The following is a 20831-nucleotide window of genomic DNA, read 5'->3' as shown; positions in this document are numbered from 1 at the left end:
AAAAATTTTATTTTATAGGATCTTTCCTATTATTAGCATAAGAATATTGTAAGCCTCAAATGATATAGTATCTAAATCATTTGAGGTGATATGTAAATATGAAAAAAATATTTTACATTTTAAGCGTATTTATTCTGTGTGTATCGATACAACACGTTGTACATTCCCAATCAGATGCACCAGAGTTATCTTCGGATTGTCTCGAAGAAAGAAAAGTTAGAGATGAAAAGTATGTGAAGAATATAATACAGGACATTAAATCCACATTTAATTTAAATATTGATGAACATAGTTTTTGGGAAGTAAGTAAAAGAGATCTGGAGGCTGCTCATTTGATGTATGGTGGAAAGGAAAATGATTCTTATTATACTTCGCTAACTAAAATTTATGATAGTGGTGGATTTAGCGAACAGCCCAGCCTATTTGTGAGGGCGCAAGAAGCATTTTTACTTTATAAAGAAAAAGATAATATCAATGTAATGAAACGCCTAAAACTAGACGTTGAAAAAGGGGAATGGCTCGTTATAAAAACGACAAAGAAGAAAGGGAAAAAAGTGAAATTCAAGCCGTTGCAATGTGAAAAAGATTATATGAAAAAGAAAAATGAGTATCATAATATAAAATGAAATAACGAAAATCTTACAGGAGAATCTATCTTTAATAATTTATAAACGAGACAATAAATTTTATTAGTAATTTTTCTATAAAAAACGTTATTTTAAACATTAAAATGACGTTTTTTATATGCTTAAATCTTTTGCAACGCACTCTCAATCTTTGCAGCTAAATCAGCAGACACTTTATGAAAATAACCTAAAACGACCTTTCTGATATCATCGGATATAACTTTTAAATCACTAGCTAAGTTTTCAGCGAGATGTTCTTTTTCTATCGGCTGTAACTTCGTATAAAATTCACCAGCCTGCGTAAAGTCATCCTGTTTCGTTATAGAAGTTCTTTCAAGTTTACCTTCAACGTACCTTCCTTCACCGGTTGTAATTTGATTAGCAGGTGTCCAATCTTGCTGCTGGTTAATCGTTAATTTGCGAAATTCTGGACCAATTCTTTTTCTTTGTGAATCACTGTAAATGTTAGCGCGCCCTTGCAGCATTTTATCATCTGATAGTTCTGCACCATCCAGTAAATTAGAAGGAGAGAATGCGACTTTTTCTACTTGTTCCATAAAATTTTCAGGATTTTTATTTAATACCATTTTCCCGACTGGTATGAGAGGATACGTCTGTTCATCCCATACTTTTGTGTCATCTAAAGGATCATAAGATAGGTGCGCTTCATCTTTCGGATCCATGAGCTGGACGTATAAACCATACTCCACTGGTTTACCATTTTTAATAGCATCATATAAATCTTTCCCGCTATAATCAGGATTTTCAGCAGCTAATTTAATTGCTTCTTTACTAGTAATGTACTGTACACCTTCAAATGGGTACCAATGATACTTTACATACTTTCGATTACCTTCCGCATTTCTCCATACATATGTATTAACACTATGTCCTGGAATGTGGCGAAGACTTTTGGCCGTACCATTATTAGAGTATAAACGGACAACAAAATGAATCGATTCAGGTGCTTTAGCGACAAAACTCCAAAATCTATTCGGGTCTATTAAGTTATTTTTAGGTGAAGGCAATAATGCTTGAATCGTTTCAGGGAAACGCATTGGATCACGAACAGAAAAAACAGGAATGTGATTACATAAAAGGTCAAAAATTCCTTCTTTTGAATAAAATTTTGTAGAAAAACCGCGTACATTTCTAGCAGTATCCGGTGTTCCTTTCGTACTAACAGCTAACGAAAATCGAACCATAACAGGAACTTTCTCATTAGAATTTTGTAAAAAACTTAATTTAGTATGTTCAGACATCGAATATATCGTTTGAAAATAACCGAACGCACCAAATCCTTTTACATGAACAGGCCTTTCTAAAATTTTTTCATGAATAAATTGTTGTAATGACTCATGCAGTACACTATCTTGTTCTAGTACGGGGCCACGTAAACCAACTGTTTGAGAGTGGAATTTAGCTGGTTCAGTAAGTTCTCGATGTTTATTAAAGTCTTCATCTAATAAATCTTTTTTATATTTATCATGTTTTTCATTCATCGATATAGCCTCCAAATTTTTTCGTCGATTGTTACTAAATATGATTTTATAGTCCCAATTATGTATGACATGCAAAGTTCAAAGCAGTAACATACCGCTAGATGAAAAAAACACATATGTAGTGGACCTGTTGAAATAGAAGAAATTATGGAAAAATGAATATCGGGAAGAGAAAGCACACGTTTTAATAAAAATGTGGAAGAAAACCACTATTAAAATTTCAATCTTAAAACTTAATTTATAAACGATTATATAGAGAATGAACGTTAAAAAAGGAAAAATAACTAGGAGGAATTTAACATGTCGGATTGGTTTCAATTAGATAAAGAATATATGGTGTCTACATATTGTCGTACAGAGGTTGCAATGGAAAGAGGAGAAGGATGTAATCTATATGATGTAGATGGTAAAGAGTATTTAGATTTATTTTCTGGCGTAGGAGTAAATGTATTAGGATACAATCATCCTAAAATTGTACAAACGACAATGGAGCAAGTTGCGAAATCGTTGCATTTACCGTTTCATTTCTTAAACCCAGTTGCAATTGAGTATGCAAAGAAATTAGTAGAGTGTACTTTAAAAAGCGGAAAAGTCTTTTTTACAAACTCTGGTACGGAAGCGACAGAAACGACATTAAAATTAATTGATAAATATAGAACTATTGCGAATGAAGAACGTGATGGAGTAGTTGTGTTAAAAGATAGTTTTCACGGGAGGACGTTAGGGGCACTACATTTTACGAGACAAGAAAAGGTATATCAAAATTTCCCTAAAACATCTATTCCTGTATATGAAGTAGAGCGCGAAAATATAGACCAATTAGAAGAGACCATTATTAAAGAGAACCCAATTGCGATTATGCTAGAGCCTGTTTTAGGAAGTGGGGGGATTTATCCTTTATCAAGTGAATATTTACATGGTATTCAATATTTATGTGAAAAATATAATGTACTTCTTGTCGTTGATGAAGTTCAAAGTGGTATGGGTAGAACGGGAAAACTATTTGCTTATCAAAATTTTAATATTACACCGGACATTATTCAAATTGGTAAAGGTGCAGGAGGCGGGATACCGCTAGGAGGAATTATTGTAGGTGAAAAGCTATGTGATGTATTTGCACCTGGAGATCATGGAACAACATTTGCTCATTCATCAATGGGAACGGCTTTAGGGTTAACGGTATTAAACACATTGATTGAAGATGGTTTAATGCACGAAGCGTATGAAACGTCACTATATTTAAATGCTAAATTACAAGAAATTCAGAAAGAAAATTCTTATTATATTCAGGAAGTACGTCATGCTGGCATGATGTTTGGAATTAGTCTGAATGATACGTATGAAAATGTGAAGAAATTACAGATTGAGCTAATGAATAAAGGAATGTTAGTCGATGTAACACAAGGGAATATTATTCGATTACTTCCGCCGTATATTATTACGAAAGAGGAAATTGACGCATTTATTAATCAGTTTATTATTTGTTTAGATAAAGTTGCTGCTGTAGTAAGTGCTTAAAAATTAAAGCTATATTTTATATAAAGTGCACTCTAATTGTTAGAAATAGTTTTACAATTGGGGTGCATTTTTTATAGTAGAATTTTGTGAAATACAGTCGTTATGAAATGAGAATGAAAAAATAAAAGGAACTTTATTAGATTTGATACATTATTTATTGATATTTGGTTGGTGAGGAAAAGAGAAAGTAAATGTGTAAAGATAGTAGATAAAACGAGTGGTACTAACAACTAATGATAGAACGTTTTGAAAATAATAGCATACGAATATATATATGATAAGAATGAGGTGATATATTGGAAAATAATGATATTCAATTTACTTCTTTACAAATGCGAACTGATAGATTTGGGTGGGCTGGTATTCAATATACAAATAAAAAGCAAGCTATCTTATATACTCGAAACGGAGGAGTAGAATGGGAAGTTGTTAATCCTCTAAATTCAATTATATTATTTGGATATCCAATAAATGCTCGAAGCTCTTGGGCATATGGTTTAACAAAAACGAATGATGATTTATTGCCCGCTATATTTTATACAGTTAATAGAGGGGAAAGATGGAGTGAGTTTATATTACCAATTGAAGAAGAGTGGGAGAAATCGACTGATGTTCAAGTACAATTGCATGCCACCAATATGGATAGTATATGGATTGTATTGTCTAGAAAGCTTGCATCAAATAAATTTGAACATAATTTATACTACATGAAAACGAAAGGGAGAGTATGGAAAGTAATTAAAAATATAAGTATTAGTGATAGTATTTCAGGAATAACATTTATAAACGAGTTAGTTGGATTTATTTCATTGCACAAACAATATGAAACATCAGCGGTATTTAAAACAATAGATGGCGGGGTAAATTGGCAGCCTATAAAAGATATTTCAAGTCTTGAAGGAAGTAATAATGAGACTTCTATGGCTTATAAAGCAATCTATAAAAATAACTTGTTAGTAATACCAACTAAAATGAATAATGATGTATTTTTAATGAATTACTCATTTGATAAGGGGAATTCGTGGCATATTTCAAATAAAACAATAAATACTAGTAAAGCGGCTGTTTCTTTTTTTAGTTCCTATTATGGCTGGGTTATAAATAGTGAACATGGAAGTGTATATCAAATAATAAAAAAAGGAGCAAAATGGATAAAGGTATCAAGTAATCCATTGTTGAAAAATGTATTTTGTTTACATTTTTTTAATCGGCGTAAAGGTTGGGCGTGTAATAAAAAAGAAATATTTACTACAACGGATAGAGGTATAACATGGAAAAAGATAGTATATAAAATTAATAATGTAAATAAATTAGTTTAAAACAGTCCTAAAGAAATTAGGGCTTTTTTTTGTTTTTAAATGGTGAGAGTTGTAACAAATAATGATAAGAGAAAGGGAACGAGTGTAGAACTTATATTTTCAAAAATAGACGATTGTTTTTACACAGTATAATTCACTTTTGAATATGTTAATAAAGTAGCAAATTCATAGGAAATGGTAATACTTAATATTTTATCCCGCTTTAATGGGCGGTAAGACCCCACCTCAAAATTTAGTGAAAGCAAAGAATTTAGGTGGGGGTCGGGCTGCCCATTAAAGTCCGATTGGTGAGGGCTAATAATCAGTGGGGGATGAAGAAAACCCCCACTGATTAAAGTTTCACTTTATGTCACATGATGTGTAAAGGGGGCGTGTAATGAAATCGTTAACGGTTATTATTTTGTATAGTGAAAGAGAGCAAATATTAGAAGAGTCAATTCAATCTATATGGAAGCTAAATCCTCTTGAAATTATAATTTTAGTTCCTAACGATAGAAGAAATTTGTATGAAATAGCAAAGAAAAATAAATGCCATATTGTTTTGATGGATAAATATAGTACGTATTATGAGGGGTATGAAGCTTCTGTAAAGGCAGCAAAAGGAGATGTTTTGTTATTTGTAGATAGTAATTTTTCAATATCTACAAATGAGATGAAGAAATTTATTGAACCAGTTGTTACAAATCAGGCTGATGTAGTATTAAACAAAATAGATAAATTTGTAGAAGTTGGTAAATGTCCAAATATGGATATTGTATGGAGAAAAATGTTAAATGAAATTTTAAGTCGACCAGATTTAAAAAGCAATTCAATACTTTCATTACCATATGCACTTGCGAAGGAAGTAGTAGTAAATATCGGCTTTGATTATATGAAAAATATCGTTCTAGCTCATATGAACATAGTGGATCAAGGATGGCGGATTAACGATCAATATGCAATAAAAACGTTATCTAGAGATGAAACGTTAGAAGAGGAAGGGTATTTAGTTAAAAAAGAATTGTCAGAAAATGAAAAGGAGAAATTGGGAAAATATTTAATCGGTATTTCTAAATGGATAGAGAAAAAGGGAAAAAGAGTAGGGTTTACTGATGCAGGAAAAAGAAGAGATATTGTTCAAAAACTAGGTGAATGTAAGCGATACCCTTCCTATCATCAAGGGTGGGGAATGCATTCTTCAATTTATGATGGGAAGCAACTTTCTGTCATTATACCGGTGCAAAATGAAGAGGAAACTATAGAACAAGTAATACTTGAGGCGAGAAAAATAGAACCACTAGAAATAATTGTCGTTGTAAATGGTTCGATAGATCAAACGGCCAATATCGCTAAAAGACTTGGTGCTACTATTATTAAATATAACGAACGACTCGGTCATAATGTTGGACGTGCTATTGGAGCGCTTGAAGCTACAGGAGATATTCTTTTATTTATTGATGGTGATTTTAGTGTTTCAGGAAGTGATTTACATCACTTTACAAAAGCAGTTTCAGATGGCATAGACATAGCGTTAAATGATTTGAACCCAATGCTCAATCCGCCTTTTTATATTGTTGATATTGTAAAATATATGCTTAATTTAGCATATGATCGCCCAGAATTAAGTAATGGATCATTAGTAGCTATTCCACATGCAATGAGTAGATCATGTTTAGATGCAATAGGGTGGGAAACTTTACTATGCCCTAGTCTTGCACAAGTAAAAGCTATATTACAAGGATATAGGGTAGAATGTGTTCATTATGTTGATGTTGTAAAACCGAATAGAATTCGTTTAAAGGAAAATGTAAGTCAAAATGGACATCCTCCAGCAGTATTAAGAATAATTGGTGATCATGTTGAAGCTCTCTCTTACTTGATAGAACAACTCGAAATGGATGGAAAGGGTGATTAAACTGTTAGACCAGTATAAAATAATTAACATTTCATATGAACAATTATGGCAAATGGATTTTCAAACTACGGAGCCATTTATACTCAAGGTTAATTGGGATAAAGTAACGTATGAATTTTTAATTCGTATTAAGCCCAATGCTTCTAACACAATTGTTTTTGGATCCGGAGCAGGTGGGTTTCAAGAACAACCAATTGGTCCACCTATTTTTCATCGACATTCTTGGATGAATGAATTTGAAGATACTGTTATATATTATAATGATCCTACTTTATATCTTGGAAAATTATCTTTAGGTTGGGGACAGGGAGAGTTAAATAGATTTTATTTACAAGATATAGCTAATATTCTAGAAATATTATTTATAAAGTTAAAAGTTGATTCAAAAAATGTCTTGTTTTATGGAAGTTCTGGAGGAGGATTTATGTCTTTAATTTTAGCTGGATTCGTTAAAGGTTCCACAGCTTTCATTAATAATCCTCAAACAAATTTAATAAAGTGGATACCTGTACCGGTAAATTTAGTTTTCGATTTATCTTATCCAGGTTTATCAAGAGAAGAAGTTGAGGAGAAATTTGGTGAAAGAATTAATGTTGTGAAATTTTTTAATCACATTAAATATGTGCCGAACATTTATTTTTTGCAAAATTTCGCGTGTGAATTTGATGTGCAAAATCATTTGCTACCATTTATTTCTGAATTAGAGCAACTTGATAAAGACACGGAAGTAAATCAAATTATAATTGACTTATATTTTGATAAAAAAGCAGGGCATGCAGCTGTAGGTAAGAGTGAAACAATTGAATATATAAAAAAAGTAAAACCTAATCAGACTGTAAAAGAAGAACAAAAAGAAGTGGACCTATCAGTCGTTATAGTTTTAGGAGAAGATAAATCAAAATTGAATCAAATTTTAAATAAAGTGCAGCATATAAAACCACTAGAAATTATTATTGTATCTGATGATAGAATGAGTGCGATACAATCTATATCAACATTTGTTGAAAGTAACGTTGTTGTGATTGAGGAGAAAAGTAAATGGAAAGCACCAGTTCATGGGGCAAAAGTCGCCAATGGTGATGTGGTCTTATTTTTAAATGGAGAAGATGTTATTTTTTCGGTAGAATTAGAACGATTTATAGAACCGCTACTAAAAAAGGAACAGGATGTAATCTTAAATAACATAGACTCCGTATGTTTTGAAAAGATGAGAGTAGAATGGCCAAGTATTGCTATGGTGTATAGAAAAATAGTAAACGATGTATTGGGGCGCATGGATTTAAAATATGATTCGGTGTTATCTATGCCATATGCCATTAGAAAAAAAGCAATTGAGGACATTGGATATGACACTTTGCAAAATCCCGTTCTATCTCAAATAACTTTTATTGAGAAAGGGTGGCGACTACAATCCTCGTCAGCTATCACTAACACCTCCTTGAATAATATACCCACAAACAAAACCTCTTTCTATAAAAATGAATTAACTAAATTAGAAGTATGTGAGATTAAAGAAAACGTAAAAGCTTTGGAGAGTTGGTTACAACGAAAAGATGGTAGAGGTAACTATACAGATGGAGGAAGAAAAAGAGAAATTATAGAGCAACTAAAAAAACAGAAGAATTATTCACTTTTTCATAAAGGATGGGGAATGAATTCCTCTATTTATAATGGAAAACAGTTATCGATTATTATACCAGCACAAAATGAAGAAACAACGATTAAAGAAGTTATTCTTGAGGCAAGAAAAATTGAACCGAAAGAAATAATTGTTGTAATTAATGGATCAACAGATCAAACAGAAGCAATTGCTAAGCAACTAGGAGCTACAGTAATTGTTTATCAAGAAGCATTGGGTCACGATGTAGGACGGGCAATTGGTGCACAAGAAGCCACAGGGGATATACTTCTCTTTATTGATGCTGATTTTGCTATTCCAGCAAAAGATCTTCACCCATTAACAAAGGCTGTTGCCAATGGGATTGATATGGCTTTAAACGATTTAAATTTAAATCTTAGATTTCCTCTATATATTGTAAATTTATATAAATATGTGTTGAATATTGCTTGTAATCGTAAAGATTTAGGAGTGGGATCCACAATTGCTGTTCCCCATGCTATTAGTAGAAAATGTTTAGAGGGAATCGGCTGGGATACACTTCACACAGCGTGTGTTGCGCAAGTAAAGGCAATATTAGAAGGATATAAAGTTGAATGTGTCCATTTTGTAGATGTAATGAAACCTAATCGTATTCGGCCACAAGAGCATTTTGCCACGATAGGACATCCACCAGCTGTATTAAGAATTACTGGGGATCATTTAGAAGGATTTTCGTATTTATTGAAGAATAAGGGTTTTAAAGATTTATTTTAAAAGGGAAATTTGTCTATTGAATGAGTAACCTCAACATTTCATTTATGCAACTTAACGATATTTAGTATTGCAATGAAACTGAAATCAAAAATTTTTATTATTTTTAGCTTAGGTACAAGTGAAGAGCATGTTTCACTGACTGATAATAAATGAACAAGTAACCAAAAGGTAAAGGCTTCTTTATATATATGAAGGAGCTTTTATCTTTTTTATTTTATGTATGGAAAGTAAAGAGTGAATAAAGTTGTAACAACATTTTTATTTCTGAATAAATTGATATTAGATATAAGAAAGGAGGAAATATCTTGTCTTGCATCAATAAAAGTTGTTTTAATATTTGTTTAGAAACTAAAGTCAATCCAAATGGTGGGGCAGAAATATTCGTAAGGTGCAATGATGAATGTTCATCTAATTTTAATGTAATACCGTTTATTGCATGTGTTTCTATTTCAGTAAAGGATGATTTGAGTTTTTTAGTTGATTTAGATTGTTTAATAAAACGTTAATTTTCTTGGAACCTAATAGTAAAATAACATCTAATTTATAAAATTTAGTAAGAGAGTCGTGTCCGAATTTAACTAACTGCATATATTGTTAAGAGAAAGGAGGGAGAGTTATGGCATGTACTACGAATAATGTTTGTTTTGATGTATGTCTTAAAATTACAATTACCCCTGGTAGTGGAATTGACGCTGTAGTGGATTGTGGGGGTGCATGTGGGACAAGTCCTACAATTGTAATTAGTCCTAGTGGATCAATTGTAATTACTTTACCATTAGTTGCATGTTTCTCAATTACACTAAACGATGATTTAAGTGTTGTATCTTCATTAACAAGCCTCTCTTTTCAAACTTCTTAAGAAAATCAAGAAATGAAAAGCCTACTTTCTACTTTTCTTTTGAACTAATGTAAAAATAAAAAAGATGGTTACAAACCATCTTTTTTATTTTGCTATATATTTAAATTGAATTTATATATTATCTGTTCGTAAGGATATACAATTAAGAGCATTCAGTGTCTCCTTTTTGTTCGAGGAGGTAAGAAATTGCCTCTATATGATCACCAATGATTTGCTGTGTTGCTAATGAAAGGTGGCCTTCCTCAGAGAAGTGTTTTTTGGGTCGAACTCGATTTATCTTGTCAACGTCGACAGAATGGGCTTTTTGTATATGCAAGCCTGCTAAAATTGTTTTAACTTGACTTAAGGTTGGTGAAAGAAGTGAATCAAATCCAATTATATCAATGCATTTTCGACTAAAAGCATGAGGGACAGCAATTGTGGATCCCATACCTAAATCTTTTCGATTACATGCTAAATTAACAGCATACTTACATGCAGTCACGATAGTATAAGGAAGACGATACATGTAGTAGTCCTCTAATTTATTTAAAGCTAAATCGGTTCCATTTTGAACAGATTGTACAAATGGTAATAAATCAGAACTAGGAATTAAGAAATCACCATCAATAAATAATAATATATCACCTTTTGCAAAATATGCACCAACGGCACGTCCGGTATCAATGCCGAGTGCTTCTTTGTAAGTAATAACTGTTGCACCGCAATTCTTCGCCAATTCCTCTGTTTTATCTGTTGATCCATTAACAATAATGATGATTTCTAAAGGTTTTAATTTCTGCACCTCAAAAATGATAGATTCTATCGTTTTTTCTTCATTTTGAACAGGGATAATGATGGATAATTGTTTATTTCCATAAGTATTTGAATAAAACTCTTTACCTGTAATTATTTTTGGTATAGCTCTTTGTTCGCCGTTTTGAAGTTCTAAAATAATATCTCGCCTTCGATTATTATCAGTATAGTTTCCTCTTGAATTTTGTAATATATTTATCCAATTTTCAATTGCTTCTAGGTGATAACGAATGAGTTGTTTTGAGGGGAAGGAGGGAATTTGCGGTATAGAAATTTTAAAATGATTGCTAATCCGAAATTTATTTTTAATAATTTTCATTTGTGCTAATATCGGATTTAATAAACTTTCTGGAGTAATTGCTTCAAGAATTTCTTTTGTTATTGCATAGGGAGGAAATAATAATGAGTTAACATGTAAATCTGGACGATGAAAAAAATGATTCGTAACTTGCTGCCAAATCATTTCTATAGTTGGCTTTTGCTTTTGATAAAAAAAATCATCTAAATTGTTTAATACTAAGTCAGCTGATTCATCTAGTAATGGTTGAAGAAATTGTTTAAGTAAGGAAGGGTTGATATTGTAATTTGCATCTAAAAATAAGAGGTACTTACCCTTTGCTTTTTTGGCACCAATTACATAACAATTATTTGATTCTGTCGGTTCTTCTAGCGTGATAATTTTACAATTGTAAGATTGTGCAATATCAATGGAATCATCGATACATCCGTTAATAGTAAGGATGATTTCTAAAGGCTGTAGTTGTTCACAGGCTTTCAAAATTTCAGTTAAAACTCTTATGTTATGCTGTATACGAATAATAATAGAAATCGGATTTTTACACATAAGTAGTCTCCTTTTTAATCAGAGGTAGTTATTAATAAGGTTAGATAAAATAGGAGATGTATATTTTATTATATACGTAACGACTATTTAGTTTTATCAGATTTAGAATTTTCATTACCTGAATTAGAACCTTTATTTATTCCAGAAGCGAGTAAATTATTGAGAACGCTAAGGTCTAATTGCATAGGGATTGAGTTTTCGGATGTAGTTTTCTCATTTTCTTTTTTTGTAGTTAATATAGTCTTTATATTTTTAATTTCTTTATATTGTTTTAAGGTAATGAAAAATCCAGAAATAATAAAGAGAAAAGAAACAGTAGCAAGTAAAAGGATTATTTCCAACATAAAACAGCCTCCTTTAAAACTACAATAATATTATAGTTGAATGTAATAAAACAGAATTCGAGCCAATGAGTTCACTTTTTAAATATATGCAAGTCTTTAGTAAAAGTTACTGATTTCTAAGTTAGAGGAAGCAATTATAGAAACGTTATAAATATAAATAAATGAAAGGTTCATTTATAGTGTAAAGGTATATATTATATAGCCTAAACTTCATTTTATAAAAAGTTAAATAGGGTGTAAATTTATACAAAAAGAGCATTTAATTGGACAAATAATTAATTATGTGAAATAATAATGACAGACAAGGAGACGTTGATTTCCCTTAAGTGCTTCGAATTAATTTTATTCAATAAGAGAAGGTGTGCTTAAAGAAGTTAAATTAAAAAAGGAGCTGTTTTATTATATGCAACAAAATAATGATTTAAATTTTGAACCTCAAGACGTTAATATTGTCAATCCTAAACAAGCCAGGAAAGCAGTAATTGCTACTGGTATAGGGAACGCAATGGAGTGGTTTGACTTCGGATTATACGCGTATTTAGCGGTAATTTTAAGTCAATTATTCTTCTCAGGTGTTGATAATAGTGGATTGCAACTTGTACTTACATTCGGTACATTTGCAGCAGCCTTTCTCGTTCGACCAATCGGAGGTGTATTCTTTGGTAGAATAGGAGATAAGTACGGCCGAAAAATCGTGTTAAGTACTACTATTATTTTAATGGCACTTTCTACATTATTCATCGCATTACTACCAACCTATGAACAAATTGGTGTATGGGCACCAATACTACTTTTAGTTGCCCGAATGATTCAAGGCTTCTCTACAGGCGGCGAATATTCAGGAGCAATGGTTTATATCGCAGAATCTTCTCCAGATAAAAAGCGTGGTATACTCGGTAGTGGTCTTGAAATTGGAACACTCTCAGGTTACATTGCTGCATCGGTAATTGTTACCATTTTGACGTTATTGTTAACAGATGAGCAAATGCTCAGCTGGGGATGGCGTATTCCGTTCTTAGTAGCTGCACCAATTGGTTTGGTCGGTTTATACTTACGCCGTCATCTAGATGAATCTCCAATCTTTGAAGAGATGGAAAAAGCACAAGAGGAATCTGAAGACAATGAACAATTTTCATTTATGGACATTATTAAGTATCACAAAAAAGACTTCTTATTAAGCACAGTAATTGTCGCCTTCTTTAATATTACGAATTATATGATTCTTTCGTATATTCCTTCTTATCTAACTCAAGTACTTAAAGTCGAAGAAACAACAGGCTTATTAATTATTTCTATTACGATGGCACTTATGATTCCACTAGCACTATATTTCGGTAAATTAAGTGATAAAATTGGTAATAAACGCGTTGTGCAAATTGGTTTACTTGGTTTAACTGTATTTGCAATTCCAGCATTTTTACTAATAGGTAACGGACATATTGCAGCTATATTTGCAGGTATTTTCGTATTAGGTTTCTTCTTAAGTGTATATGAAGGAACATTACCTTCATTATTACCATCACTCTTTTTCACTGATGTACGTTATCGAGCACTTTCGATCTCATTTAATATTTCTGTATCGATATTCGGTGGAACAACACCGCTTGTATGTTCATACTTAGTTCATGCAACTGGTAACCCGCTCGCACCGGCATTTTATTTAGCAGGTGTAAGTATTATTGGATTAGTTGTATTTAGTGTACTATTCGTTACGACTTCAGGGCGTGCGCTAAAAGGTTCATATCCTACAGTAGAAACGAAAAAAGAAGCACACCAAATTGCTAAAGAAGATCCTGAAGAAACACTTTGGTGGCATGAAGAGTCATTAGAAATTGAAGCAGGGAAGAATGCTTCCATTTAAAAAGCAACGTAGAAGTATAAAAAGACTCCTATGAATATAGGAGTCTTTTTGTTACGTTATTTCTTTCGTTTCTTCAAATTTTTTTGATATGCATAAAGCTTATGAATCTCTTTCTTAAATTCATGTAGAAGTACAGTGTTTGCACCATTTGAATACCGCACAGTATTATAAGCATCTATAATAATATCACTTTGAATATTTACATCTTCTTCATCGTTTATTCTTTCTAGCCAAGTTTCAACAGTTTCTCCCCGTTTTCTATTTAAAAGAGAGGTTAACTTACTCTCTAGCTTAAAAATTTCCTTCCGAATTTCGTTATGTGGCGGTTTATTTCGTTTAAAACGATTTTGGCTCATTCCTTCTTTATCAGTAATGATAGTAGATTCGAAGACGTGCATATTTGGTAAACTTAAATGTTTTCGTTTTTTTACTATTTTCCAAACGACGTAAATAGCGATAGCTGTACAGACTATTATTGTAGCGCTATTTATGAGTATTGGATCAAAATCAGGAATTTTTTTTCCGTCTTCAATTTTTGGTTTTAAGAGATGTCCTTTATTTGCCCAAACATCTTCAGTATCTTTTAATTCCGCTGCTTTAATTAATGGCATTAAAGCATAGCCGACGCCTAATGCGACTACTTCCGTTATAAAACCAAAAATAAGTCGAATGAAAGGAAATATTTGAACAATTAATATACTCATTAAGCCAATCGTAATGATAGAAGCAAAACGTAATAGTTGTTGTTTGCGATTTGCCCCGGTTAACCAAAATGTAATCATAAGATGCAAGGCTAACATTAATAGTTTCCACAACGGTGGAAAGGGTGCATAAAATATAACTGAAACGACAAACCATACAATACCACCTAAAGATTTTTGAACTGGATATCCAGGTCCGACCACATGTACGATAAAGAAAAATAGTGGTAATATGATTGTGCCAAAAAGAGAAAAAGGTAAAAATAAAGAGAAAAGAACGATTTGAAGAACTAAAAGTATTACAAATCCTGTTGTTTTTTTCTGCATAAATTTATGAATAAGAAATACTCCAATATAGCCTGTTGTTAAAAATATTGCAATACTAATTAGTTCATCTCTTTCTGTTAATAATGAAAGCAGGAGGAGCAGAATGAAATCATGAATGTGATATAGCCAAGTTTTCAACCGATTCCACCATCCCTTCACTAGTAATGAGAAACGTTGGCTGCGAGAGAAGAGGGAGTTCATTTCTTTGTAAACCAATGTATATCATTGTAGACGATCGTTCTCTCTTTCTCGTTACATAATGAAGGAATCCTTGTTTCGGAAGTAACGTACTATCATCTGAAATACGGGCTAATTCTTCTAAAGCTTTTGCATATTGCGTTTGCCCTTCATGTAACGATAAATGTAATGCACCACCTTCTGCTAATACACTAATAAATAATTCAAACGGTATGTGATGCTTCGTTGCATATTGGCAAATGTATGTTGCGAATGAAATTAAATCTTCAACATTATCTTTCCAACCAAATCCACGATCGGCAGCTAAAGAAAGACAAATCGTCCAACTATAATTTTTTACAGGTTCATATTGCTTCGCTTGTAATTCCTGCATTTTAGCAGATGCCTTCCAATGAATAGAACGGAATGATTCACGTTCATAGCGTTTTACACCTATAATAGATGTTTCGTCATTGTAAAAAGAAAAATTCGTTTGATAGGATCCGATTAAAAGTTGCTGAAGTTCTTGCAAACCTGCTACTTCTTTAGGAGAAGGATACACAATAATTTCAGTCCTTAATTTATCAAAAACAGGTAAATGTACAGTTAATAGATGAAATGGATCTTTTAATACACATTCAAACTGTTCAATTTGAAACACCCCACGCTTCGTAGCGGTTAATGTTAAATCCCATTTTTGTGCCGAATGTGCAGGTTGTGAAAATGGGAAAGAGAATAACGTTTTTGATATTTGTTCAATGCCTTGCTCTTTATGCGGTATAAGGGACGAATTTAAATGAAAGTAACAAACACCATTAACGAGCGGTATGCTGGCTCCATTTTTTAAATGAATAAAAAACTGTCCAGATTCCTCAGGAAAAAGCCGTGTAGTTTGTTTCTCATTTATGATTTGAAACTTCTTCTCTATGAAAGCGACATATTTATAAATAAAAATCGCAAATATATAATAGAAGAAAAAGAGAAACATAAGCATTCGTTGCGGGAAAAAGAATGTGAAAAGTAACGCGATTGGAACGGTTAGTTGAATAATATGAAGTTGAAAAAATAAAGGTACAGTTACAACGCGCTGTCCATTCATGCTTGCTCAATCTCCACGGGTACATCAACTTCTTTTAAAATACTTTGCATAATATCATTTTTTGTCGTACGTAATGCACCTTCCATTGATAAGACGATACGGTGATTCCAAACAGAAGGAACTAACAATTGTATATCTTCTGGTGTGCAATATTCTCTCCCATGTAAAAAGGCTAAAGCTTGAACAGCACGTACTAAAGCTAATGTGGCACGTGGGCTTACACCGTTAGCGATATAATCATGATTTCTTGTAGCATGAGCAAGTTTAATAATGTAATGTTCTAACGGTTCCGAAACAAATATTTCTTTTACTCGTTTTTGAGCTTCTAAAATATCTTCTAATGAGATGACAGATGTGACACTTTCTAATGGTAAATCGTTCCGAAAACGTCGCATCATTTGTAACTCATCTTTAGGAGTTGGATAACCAATTGAAATCGTCATTAAAAAGCGATCAAGCTGTGCATCTGGAAGAGGGAAAGTCCCTTGTGATTCAATTGGGTTTTGCGTCGCAATAACAAAGAACGGTTTCGGCAGAGGAGTTGACTGCTTCTCAAGCGTCACTTGTCGTTCTTCCATCGCTTCTAACAAACTCGACTGCGTTCTCGGCATTGCACGGTTAATTTCATCTGCTAGCAAAATGTTTGTCATAACTGGTCCAATTCTTAATTCGAATTCGCTTGTTTTTGGGTTGAAGTATTCAATACCTGTTACATCACTTGGAAGTACATCAGGGGTGAATTGAACGCGAGAAAAACTACCACCAATACTTTTGGAAATGGTTTTCGCCAGTAACGTTTTCCCAGTACCAGGCACGTCTTCGAGTAGTGCATGTCCATCAGCAAGAAGTGAAACGAGCAGTAGATCAATAACATTTTCTTTCCCAACAAACACAGATCCGATGTTTTCTTTCAATTTATTTATCATATGTACCATTCCTTTCATTATAAAAGAGCTAATATTTCTATATTTTAACAAATTATTCAGAAAATTTGTATGGTTTTTTAATTCAAAGAAATGGATATTTAATTATTAAATTACTCTTGAATATTTTGGAATATGATTATATAATATCGATATACGATGTATCGTAAGTCGATATATCATAAGGCGATGTATCGGAGGTAGTTATAATGAATGCGAAGGCGCAAAAATATATTCCGTTAACTGAGGGGACATATTACATACTGTTATCACTAGTGAAACCAATGCACGGATATGGAATTATGCAAATGGTAGAAGAGATGACAAATGGGGAAGTAAAGCTCGGTCCTGGTACTTTATACGGGAATACGACGAAATTACTTAAAGAAAAATTAATTGTTGAAGTTGCCTCTACAGATAGAAAGAAGTGCTATGAGTTAACGCCGTTTGGGAGAGAAGTGTTAGAGCTAGAATATAACAGATTGCAGAGATCTGTAAGGAATGGAAATAGTATATTAGGGGAGTGAATGATAGATGGAGACAAAGAAGGTATTTAAATTTTTCATGGCATGGAGTTTAGAAAAAGAAGAAGTTTTTTTACGGAAAATGCATCAAAAAGGTTGGGCGTTACAAAGATATAATTTGTTGTATACGTTTAAGAAAACAGAACCAAAAGATGTAGTATATAAAGCGGATTTTAGATTGGTTTATAGAGATTCAAAAGAAAAACAACAGGAGTACTTTGAAATATATGAAATGTCTGGTTGGAAACGTGTCACAAGTTTTACAAGATGGAATTATTTTTGTAAGGAAGTAGAGAAGGGAATTGAGTTACCTGACATATATTCAGAGAAGGACACGAAGGTGCAAAAAATGAAGGAATTATTACAATTTTTCGCATTGATTTCAATAACTATATTACCCTCAATGTATAGCGTATTTTTAAGTTCAACAGAATCAAGGGTGCCAATTTGGGCGAAAGTTATGACAGGGCTTGTAGGTTGTATGTATGCTTATTTTTTCATGAGGATTTTTTGGAAAATCAAGAAATTGAAAAGTGAAATATTATAATAAAGATTAGACCCTAGAAGAAGACAATAACAATGACATCATTATCTTTTTTAATTTCTATGTAATTCTATTTTGTTAACTATTTTTTATATAATAAAACATTATATATTTAAGGCATAGAACTAGTTAGAAAGATGAATACCAGTAACAACACCTAAAAAAATCATAAATGAAGAAGAAATAATTAATAATAACGAACGAGCAATTAATATTAATTTATTAGATTTTTGATTTTAAAAATGGTAGTAAAGTAAAAGACTACAAATAGTAGAAACAATCCATATTGTTAGATCCTAAGGAGTCGTTATTTTCTCCCAATCGAAGATCCAAAAGTAAAAGATGACTATATGACAAGTTAATAGTAGAAATATTGATGGAAGCGTTATCTTTTTATTGTTTGTTTTACCTCTCTTATGTAAACATTTCTAAAAGAGTGCGAAGTTTAACATATAATAAGGAAGAAACACATTTTTAATTAAGTTATTAAACGGAAAAATCCCTTATAGAAAAATCTATTTCTATAAGGGATAATAATGTTTTTATTAGAAAGACTGATTTTGAGCAGGTTTAATAAATTGTTCTGGGTTTTCAACAAGCCCACATACAGCGCATTGGACGCGATAAGTAGGTCCTTGATAGGCCATATGAAAAGCATTCATCGTGTCATTTGTATATTCTTCTTCTACTTGACCAGTTTGTGGATTTAATTTGACTGGTTTTACTTGTTGCTCAAGAATATTAAAGCGAGTACGGTTCGTTTTACAACTTGGACATAGCATTGGTTCCATATGTATACACCTCCATTTGTATCATTTCTTAAACTCTTTAATTTTATGCAAGCAAAAAACTTTCTCAATATAAATAGGTGTTTAATGTATTTAAAATTCAGAAAAAATAAAATATAATAAAAGTACGAACTGGTTATGTCCAAACCAAATCTCCTGTTTTATGCCAATAAGCTGGGGGGCCGAGAAATCGGCCTCATTTTTTTTGCTCATTACTACAAAAAACAAGGTTTTTATGAGACTTTTGTCGAAATTTTAGGGGTAGATATAAAGGGGGATGTAAAATGGATTTGAAAATGAAGTACATCATTTTATATGTAGAAAAGTTTGAGGAATGTTTAAAATTCTATAAAGATATTTTACAGTTACCTATAAAAGCAGAGCACGGTACATATATTGAATTTAATACTGGAACTACCATTTTAGCGATGAATACGCGGCAAGATGTGAAAGAATTAACAGGACTACCGCTTACAGAAGGTGAATTACAGTCTTCTCATTTCGAATTAGGATTCGTTGTTGAGAATGTACAAGAAACGATTGAGCAATTTAGAGAACAAGGTATTAAGATTTTAGTTGAACCTATTGTAAAACCGTGGGGACAAACAATTTCTTACATTGCTGATCCAGATGGAAATTATATTGAAATTTGTAGTTCATTAGAATAGAGGGAGAAAGAGAGATGGGATTTCCGAAACTAGAAACAGAACGTTTATTCTTAAGAGAACTTACACTATTAGATGCGGAAACGATGTTCGAATATTTTTCGAAAGAATCAGTTATACGTTATTTCGGAATGGATTCTTTCGAAAATATTGAGCAAGCGAAAACAACGATTCAAACGTTTAAAAATCGTTATGAAGAAGGAAGTGTATTTCGCTGGGGAATCGAGAAAAAAGGGACGGGCCAATTAATTGGGACGTGTGGATTTCATTTAATTAACAATCATCATAGACGAGCTGAAATTGGTTATGAATTAGATGATACATATTGGGGACAGGGGTATGCATCTGAAGCATTACAAGCAATTTTAGCTTACGGATTTGAAATACTGCAACTAATAAGAATCGCAGCGGTTGTATATGTAGAAAATAAAGCTTCACAACAATTATTAATAAAAGCAGGATTTCAAGAAGAAGGATTACTTCGAAAACATATGATTCAAAATGGTGTCGCTCATGATACCATTTTATATTCTTTATTAAAAGAAGAGTGGAAGAAGTAATGAGTACAAATGAGCTTATAAATGTTATGAAGAAGTATAAAGAAAACCGCTTTATTTTAGGGATAGATGGTTTAAGTCGATCTGGAAAAACAACATTCGTAGCAAATTTAAAAGAAAATATGAAGCAAGAGGGCATCCCGTTTCATATTTTTCATATTGATGATCACATAGTGGAGCGTAATAAACGCTATCATACAGGATATGAAGAATGGTATGAGTATTATTGTTTACAGTGGGATATTCCATACTTGAGGCAGAAGTTTTTTCAGAAGTTACAACATGAGACAAAACTGACTTTGCCTTTTTATCAAGAGGAAACAGACTCATGTGAAATGAAAAAAGTACAGATTCCTATTGTAGGCGTAATTGTTATTGAAGGAGTTTTTTTGCAGCGAAAAGAATGGAGAGATTTCTTTCATTATATGGTCTATTTGGACTGTCCAAGAGAGACAAGGTTTCTACGTGAGAGTGAAAAAACGCAGAAAAACCTTTCAAAGTTTGAAAATAGGTATTGGAAAGCAGAGGATTATTACTTAGAAATGGAATTGCCGGAGGATAGGGCGGATTTAGTCATCCAATGATTTGAA

The 20831-nt window shown here is 32.2% G+C and carries 20 protein-coding genes and 1 pseudogene; 13 read left to right on the top strand and 8 right to left on the bottom strand.

Annotation, left to right across the window (positions count from 1 at the left end):
• Window positions 1-98 precede the first annotated feature (98 nt).
• Entirely contained in the window at window positions 99-626 is a 528-nt protein-coding gene (locus CGQ22_RS24435; protein WP_000719379.1) for a hypothetical protein, read from the top strand.
• Window positions 627-748: 122 nt separating this feature from the next.
• Here the strand turns inward: CGQ22_RS24435 and CGQ22_RS24430 are convergent, their stop codons facing one another.
• A complete protein-coding gene (locus CGQ22_RS24430; RefSeq protein ID WP_089149474.1) occupies window positions 749-2128 on the bottom strand; it encodes a catalase in 1380 nt (459 codons plus the stop codon).
• Between the two features lie 300 nt (window positions 2129-2428).
• Between CGQ22_RS24430 and CGQ22_RS24425 the strand changes: the two genes are divergently transcribed.
• The 6 genes from CGQ22_RS24425 to CGQ22_RS24400 all read left to right on the top strand — a co-directional run bounded on the left by CGQ22_RS24425 (window position 2429) and on the right by CGQ22_RS24400 (window position 10092).
• Entirely contained in the window at window positions 2429-3646 is a 1218-nt protein-coding gene (locus CGQ22_RS24425) for an aspartate aminotransferase family protein (protein ID WP_089149473.1), read from the top strand.
• Window positions 3647-3942: 296 nt separating this feature from the next.
• Window positions 3943-4965: a hypothetical protein gene (locus CGQ22_RS24420; protein ID WP_000429637.1), complete on the top strand. Its 1023-nt coding sequence runs from the start codon at window positions 3943-3945 to the stop codon at window positions 4963-4965.
• Between the two features lie 376 nt (window positions 4966-5341).
• The gene (locus tag CGQ22_RS24415) at window positions 5342-6859 is read left to right on the top strand and encodes a glycosyltransferase family 2 protein (protein ID WP_000839306.1); all 1518 of its coding nucleotides are present in this window, start codon (window positions 5342-5344) and stop codon (window positions 6857-6859) included.
• A gap of 52 nt (window positions 6860-6911) precedes the next feature.
• Entirely contained in the window at window positions 6912-9233 is a 2322-nt protein-coding gene (locus CGQ22_RS24410) for a glycosyltransferase (protein ID WP_116777461.1), read from the top strand.
• 305 nt (window positions 9234-9538) lie between these two features.
• Complete coding sequence (locus tag CGQ22_RS32620) at window positions 9539-9739, top strand: hypothetical protein (protein ID WP_001277650.1); 201 nt, start codon at window positions 9539-9541, stop codon at window positions 9737-9739.
• Between the two features lie 110 nt (window positions 9740-9849).
• Entirely contained in the window at window positions 9850-10092 is a 243-nt protein-coding gene (locus CGQ22_RS24400; protein WP_000752466.1) for a hypothetical protein, read from the top strand.
• A gap of 142 nt (window positions 10093-10234) precedes the next feature.
• On the opposite strand, the gene CGQ22_RS24395 is transcribed toward CGQ22_RS24400, so the two are convergent.
• The gene (locus CGQ22_RS24395) at window positions 10235-11731 is read right to left on the bottom strand and encodes a glycosyltransferase family 2 protein (RefSeq protein ID WP_000335270.1); all 1497 of its coding nucleotides are present in this window, start codon (window positions 11729-11731) and stop codon (window positions 10235-10237) included.
• Between the two features lie 83 nt (window positions 11732-11814).
• Window positions 11815-12075, bottom strand: coding sequence for a hypothetical protein (locus CGQ22_RS24390; RefSeq protein WP_000889740.1), 261 nt, complete (start codon window positions 12073-12075; stop codon window positions 11815-11817).
• A 403-nt stretch (window positions 12076-12478) separates the two neighbouring features.
• On the opposite strand from CGQ22_RS24390, the gene CGQ22_RS24385 reads away from it, so the two are divergent.
• Window positions 12479-13936, top strand: coding sequence for an MFS transporter (locus CGQ22_RS24385; protein ID WP_001186931.1), 1458 nt, complete (start codon window positions 12479-12481; stop codon window positions 13934-13936).
• A gap of 56 nt (window positions 13937-13992) precedes the next feature.
• Here the strand turns inward: CGQ22_RS24385 and CGQ22_RS24380 are convergent, their stop codons facing one another.
• Genes CGQ22_RS24380 through CGQ22_RS24370 form a run of 3 tightly spaced genes read right to left on the bottom strand, consistent with a single transcriptional unit; the run spans window position 13993 to window position 17166 of the window.
• The gene (locus tag CGQ22_RS24380) at window positions 13993-15102 is read right to left on the bottom strand and encodes a DUF4018 domain-containing protein (protein ID WP_089149472.1); all 1110 of its coding nucleotides are present in this window, start codon (window positions 15100-15102) and stop codon (window positions 13993-13995) included.
• Complete coding sequence (locus CGQ22_RS24375; RefSeq protein ID WP_089149471.1) at window positions 15074-16240, bottom strand: DUF58 domain-containing protein; 1167 nt, start codon at window positions 16238-16240, stop codon at window positions 15074-15076. The genes CGQ22_RS24380 and CGQ22_RS24375 overlap by 29 nt, the downstream gene beginning before the upstream one ends.
• Window positions 16237-17166 carry an AAA family ATPase gene (locus CGQ22_RS24370; protein WP_089149470.1) on the bottom strand — a complete coding sequence of 310 codons (930 nt, stop codon included), beginning with the start codon at window positions 17164-17166 and terminating at the stop codon, window positions 16237-16239. The genes CGQ22_RS24375 and CGQ22_RS24370 overlap by 4 nt, the downstream gene beginning before the upstream one ends.
• Window positions 17167-17372: 206 nt before the next feature.
• On the opposite strand from CGQ22_RS24370, the gene CGQ22_RS24365 reads away from it, so the two are divergent.
• Both CGQ22_RS24365 and CGQ22_RS24360 read left to right on the top strand, forming a co-directional pair.
• Window positions 17373-17690 (top strand): PadR family transcriptional regulator, encoded by a 318-nt coding sequence (locus tag CGQ22_RS24365; protein ID WP_000991894.1) that lies wholly within the window; start codon window positions 17373-17375, stop codon window positions 17688-17690.
• A 7-nt stretch (window positions 17691-17697) separates the two neighbouring features.
• Complete coding sequence (locus CGQ22_RS24360) at window positions 17698-18234, top strand: DUF2812 domain-containing protein (RefSeq protein ID WP_000448418.1); 537 nt, start codon at window positions 17698-17700, stop codon at window positions 18232-18234.
• Window positions 18235-18343: 109 nt separating this feature from the next.
• Here the strand turns inward: CGQ22_RS24360 and CGQ22_RS32615 are convergent.
• A pseudogene (locus tag CGQ22_RS32615) lies at window positions 18344-18620 on the bottom strand (hypothetical protein).
• 156 nt (window positions 18621-18776) lie between these two features.
• A complete protein-coding gene (locus tag CGQ22_RS24345; RefSeq protein WP_000433605.1) occupies window positions 18777-19022 on the bottom strand; it encodes a hypothetical protein in 246 nt (81 codons plus the stop codon).
• 281 nt (window positions 19023-19303) lie between these two features.
• Between CGQ22_RS24345 and CGQ22_RS24340 the strand changes: the two genes are divergently transcribed.
• The 3 genes from CGQ22_RS24340 to CGQ22_RS24330 are packed head-to-tail and all read left to right on the top strand — an operon-like array spanning window position 19304 to window position 20825.
• The gene (locus CGQ22_RS24340; RefSeq protein WP_000364500.1) at window positions 19304-19687 is read left to right on the top strand and encodes a VOC family protein; all 384 of its coding nucleotides are present in this window, start codon (window positions 19304-19306) and stop codon (window positions 19685-19687) included.
• A gap of 14 nt (window positions 19688-19701) precedes the next feature.
• On the top strand, window positions 19702-20244 hold the full coding sequence (locus CGQ22_RS24335) for a GNAT family N-acetyltransferase (RefSeq protein ID WP_089149469.1): 543 nt from the start codon (window positions 19702-19704) through the stop codon (window positions 20242-20244).
• Complete coding sequence (locus CGQ22_RS24330; RefSeq protein WP_089149468.1) at window positions 20244-20825, top strand: kinase; 582 nt, start codon at window positions 20244-20246, stop codon at window positions 20823-20825. Before CGQ22_RS24335 ends, CGQ22_RS24330 begins: the two co-directional genes overlap by 1 nt.
• The last annotated feature ends 6 nt before the right edge of the window (window positions 20826-20831 follow it).

Source organism: Bacillus sp. M13(2017), assembly GCF_002218325.1.
Lineage (GTDB): Bacteria > Bacillota > Bacilli > Bacillales > Bacillaceae_G > Bacillus_A > Bacillus_A thuringiensis_K.
This window is presented reverse-complemented; position numbering and strand designations above follow the sequence as displayed.

What these genes read in the sequence shown, in the direction of transcription:
- CGQ22_RS24435 (WP_000719379.1), top strand. Translation starts at nt 99, where the DNA reads ATGAAAAAAATATTTTACATTTTAAGCGTATTTATTCTGTGTGTATCG.
- CGQ22_RS24385 (WP_001186931.1), top strand. Translation starts at nt 12,479, where the DNA reads ATGCAACAAAATAATGATTTAAATTTTGAACCTCAAGACGTTAATATT.
- CGQ22_RS24430 (WP_089149474.1), bottom strand. Translation starts at nt 2,128, where the DNA reads ATGAATGAAAAACATGATAAATATAAAAAAGATTTATTAGATGAAGAC.
- CGQ22_RS24340 (WP_000364500.1), top strand. Translation starts at nt 19,304, where the DNA reads ATGGATTTGAAAATGAAGTACATCATTTTATATGTAGAAAAGTTTGAG.
- CGQ22_RS24425 (WP_089149473.1), top strand. Translation starts at nt 2,429, where the DNA reads ATGTCGGATTGGTTTCAATTAGATAAAGAATATATGGTGTCTACATAT.
- CGQ22_RS24395 (WP_000335270.1), bottom strand. Translation starts at nt 11,731, where the DNA reads ATGTGTAAAAATCCGATTTCTATTATTATTCGTATACAGCATAACATA.
- CGQ22_RS24360 (WP_000448418.1), top strand. Translation starts at nt 17,698, where the DNA reads ATGGAGACAAAGAAGGTATTTAAATTTTTCATGGCATGGAGTTTAGAA.
- CGQ22_RS24370 (WP_089149470.1), bottom strand. Translation starts at nt 17,166, where the DNA reads ATGATAAATAAATTGAAAGAAAACATCGGATCTGTGTTTGTTGGGAAA.
- CGQ22_RS24415 (WP_000839306.1), top strand. Translation starts at nt 5,342, where the DNA reads ATGAAATCGTTAACGGTTATTATTTTGTATAGTGAAAGAGAGCAAATA.
- CGQ22_RS24400 (WP_000752466.1), top strand. Translation starts at nt 9,850, where the DNA reads ATGGCATGTACTACGAATAATGTTTGTTTTGATGTATGTCTTAAAATT.
- CGQ22_RS24330 (WP_089149468.1), top strand. Translation starts at nt 20,244, where the DNA reads ATGAGTACAAATGAGCTTATAAATGTTATGAAGAAGTATAAAGAAAAC.
- CGQ22_RS24410 (WP_116777461.1), top strand. Translation starts at nt 6,912, where the DNA reads ATGGATTTTCAAACTACGGAGCCATTTATACTCAAGGTTAATTGGGAT.
- CGQ22_RS24335 (WP_089149469.1), top strand. Translation starts at nt 19,702, where the DNA reads ATGGGATTTCCGAAACTAGAAACAGAACGTTTATTCTTAAGAGAACTT.
- CGQ22_RS24375 (WP_089149471.1), bottom strand. Translation starts at nt 16,240, where the DNA reads ATGAATGGACAGCGCGTTGTAACTGTACCTTTATTTTTTCAACTTCAT.
- CGQ22_RS24365 (WP_000991894.1), top strand. Translation starts at nt 17,373, where the DNA reads ATGAATGCGAAGGCGCAAAAATATATTCCGTTAACTGAGGGGACATAT.
- CGQ22_RS24345 (WP_000433605.1), bottom strand. Translation starts at nt 19,022, where the DNA reads ATGGAACCAATGCTATGTCCAAGTTGTAAAACGAACCGTACTCGCTTT.
- CGQ22_RS24390 (WP_000889740.1), bottom strand. Translation starts at nt 12,075, where the DNA reads ATGTTGGAAATAATCCTTTTACTTGCTACTGTTTCTTTTCTCTTTATT.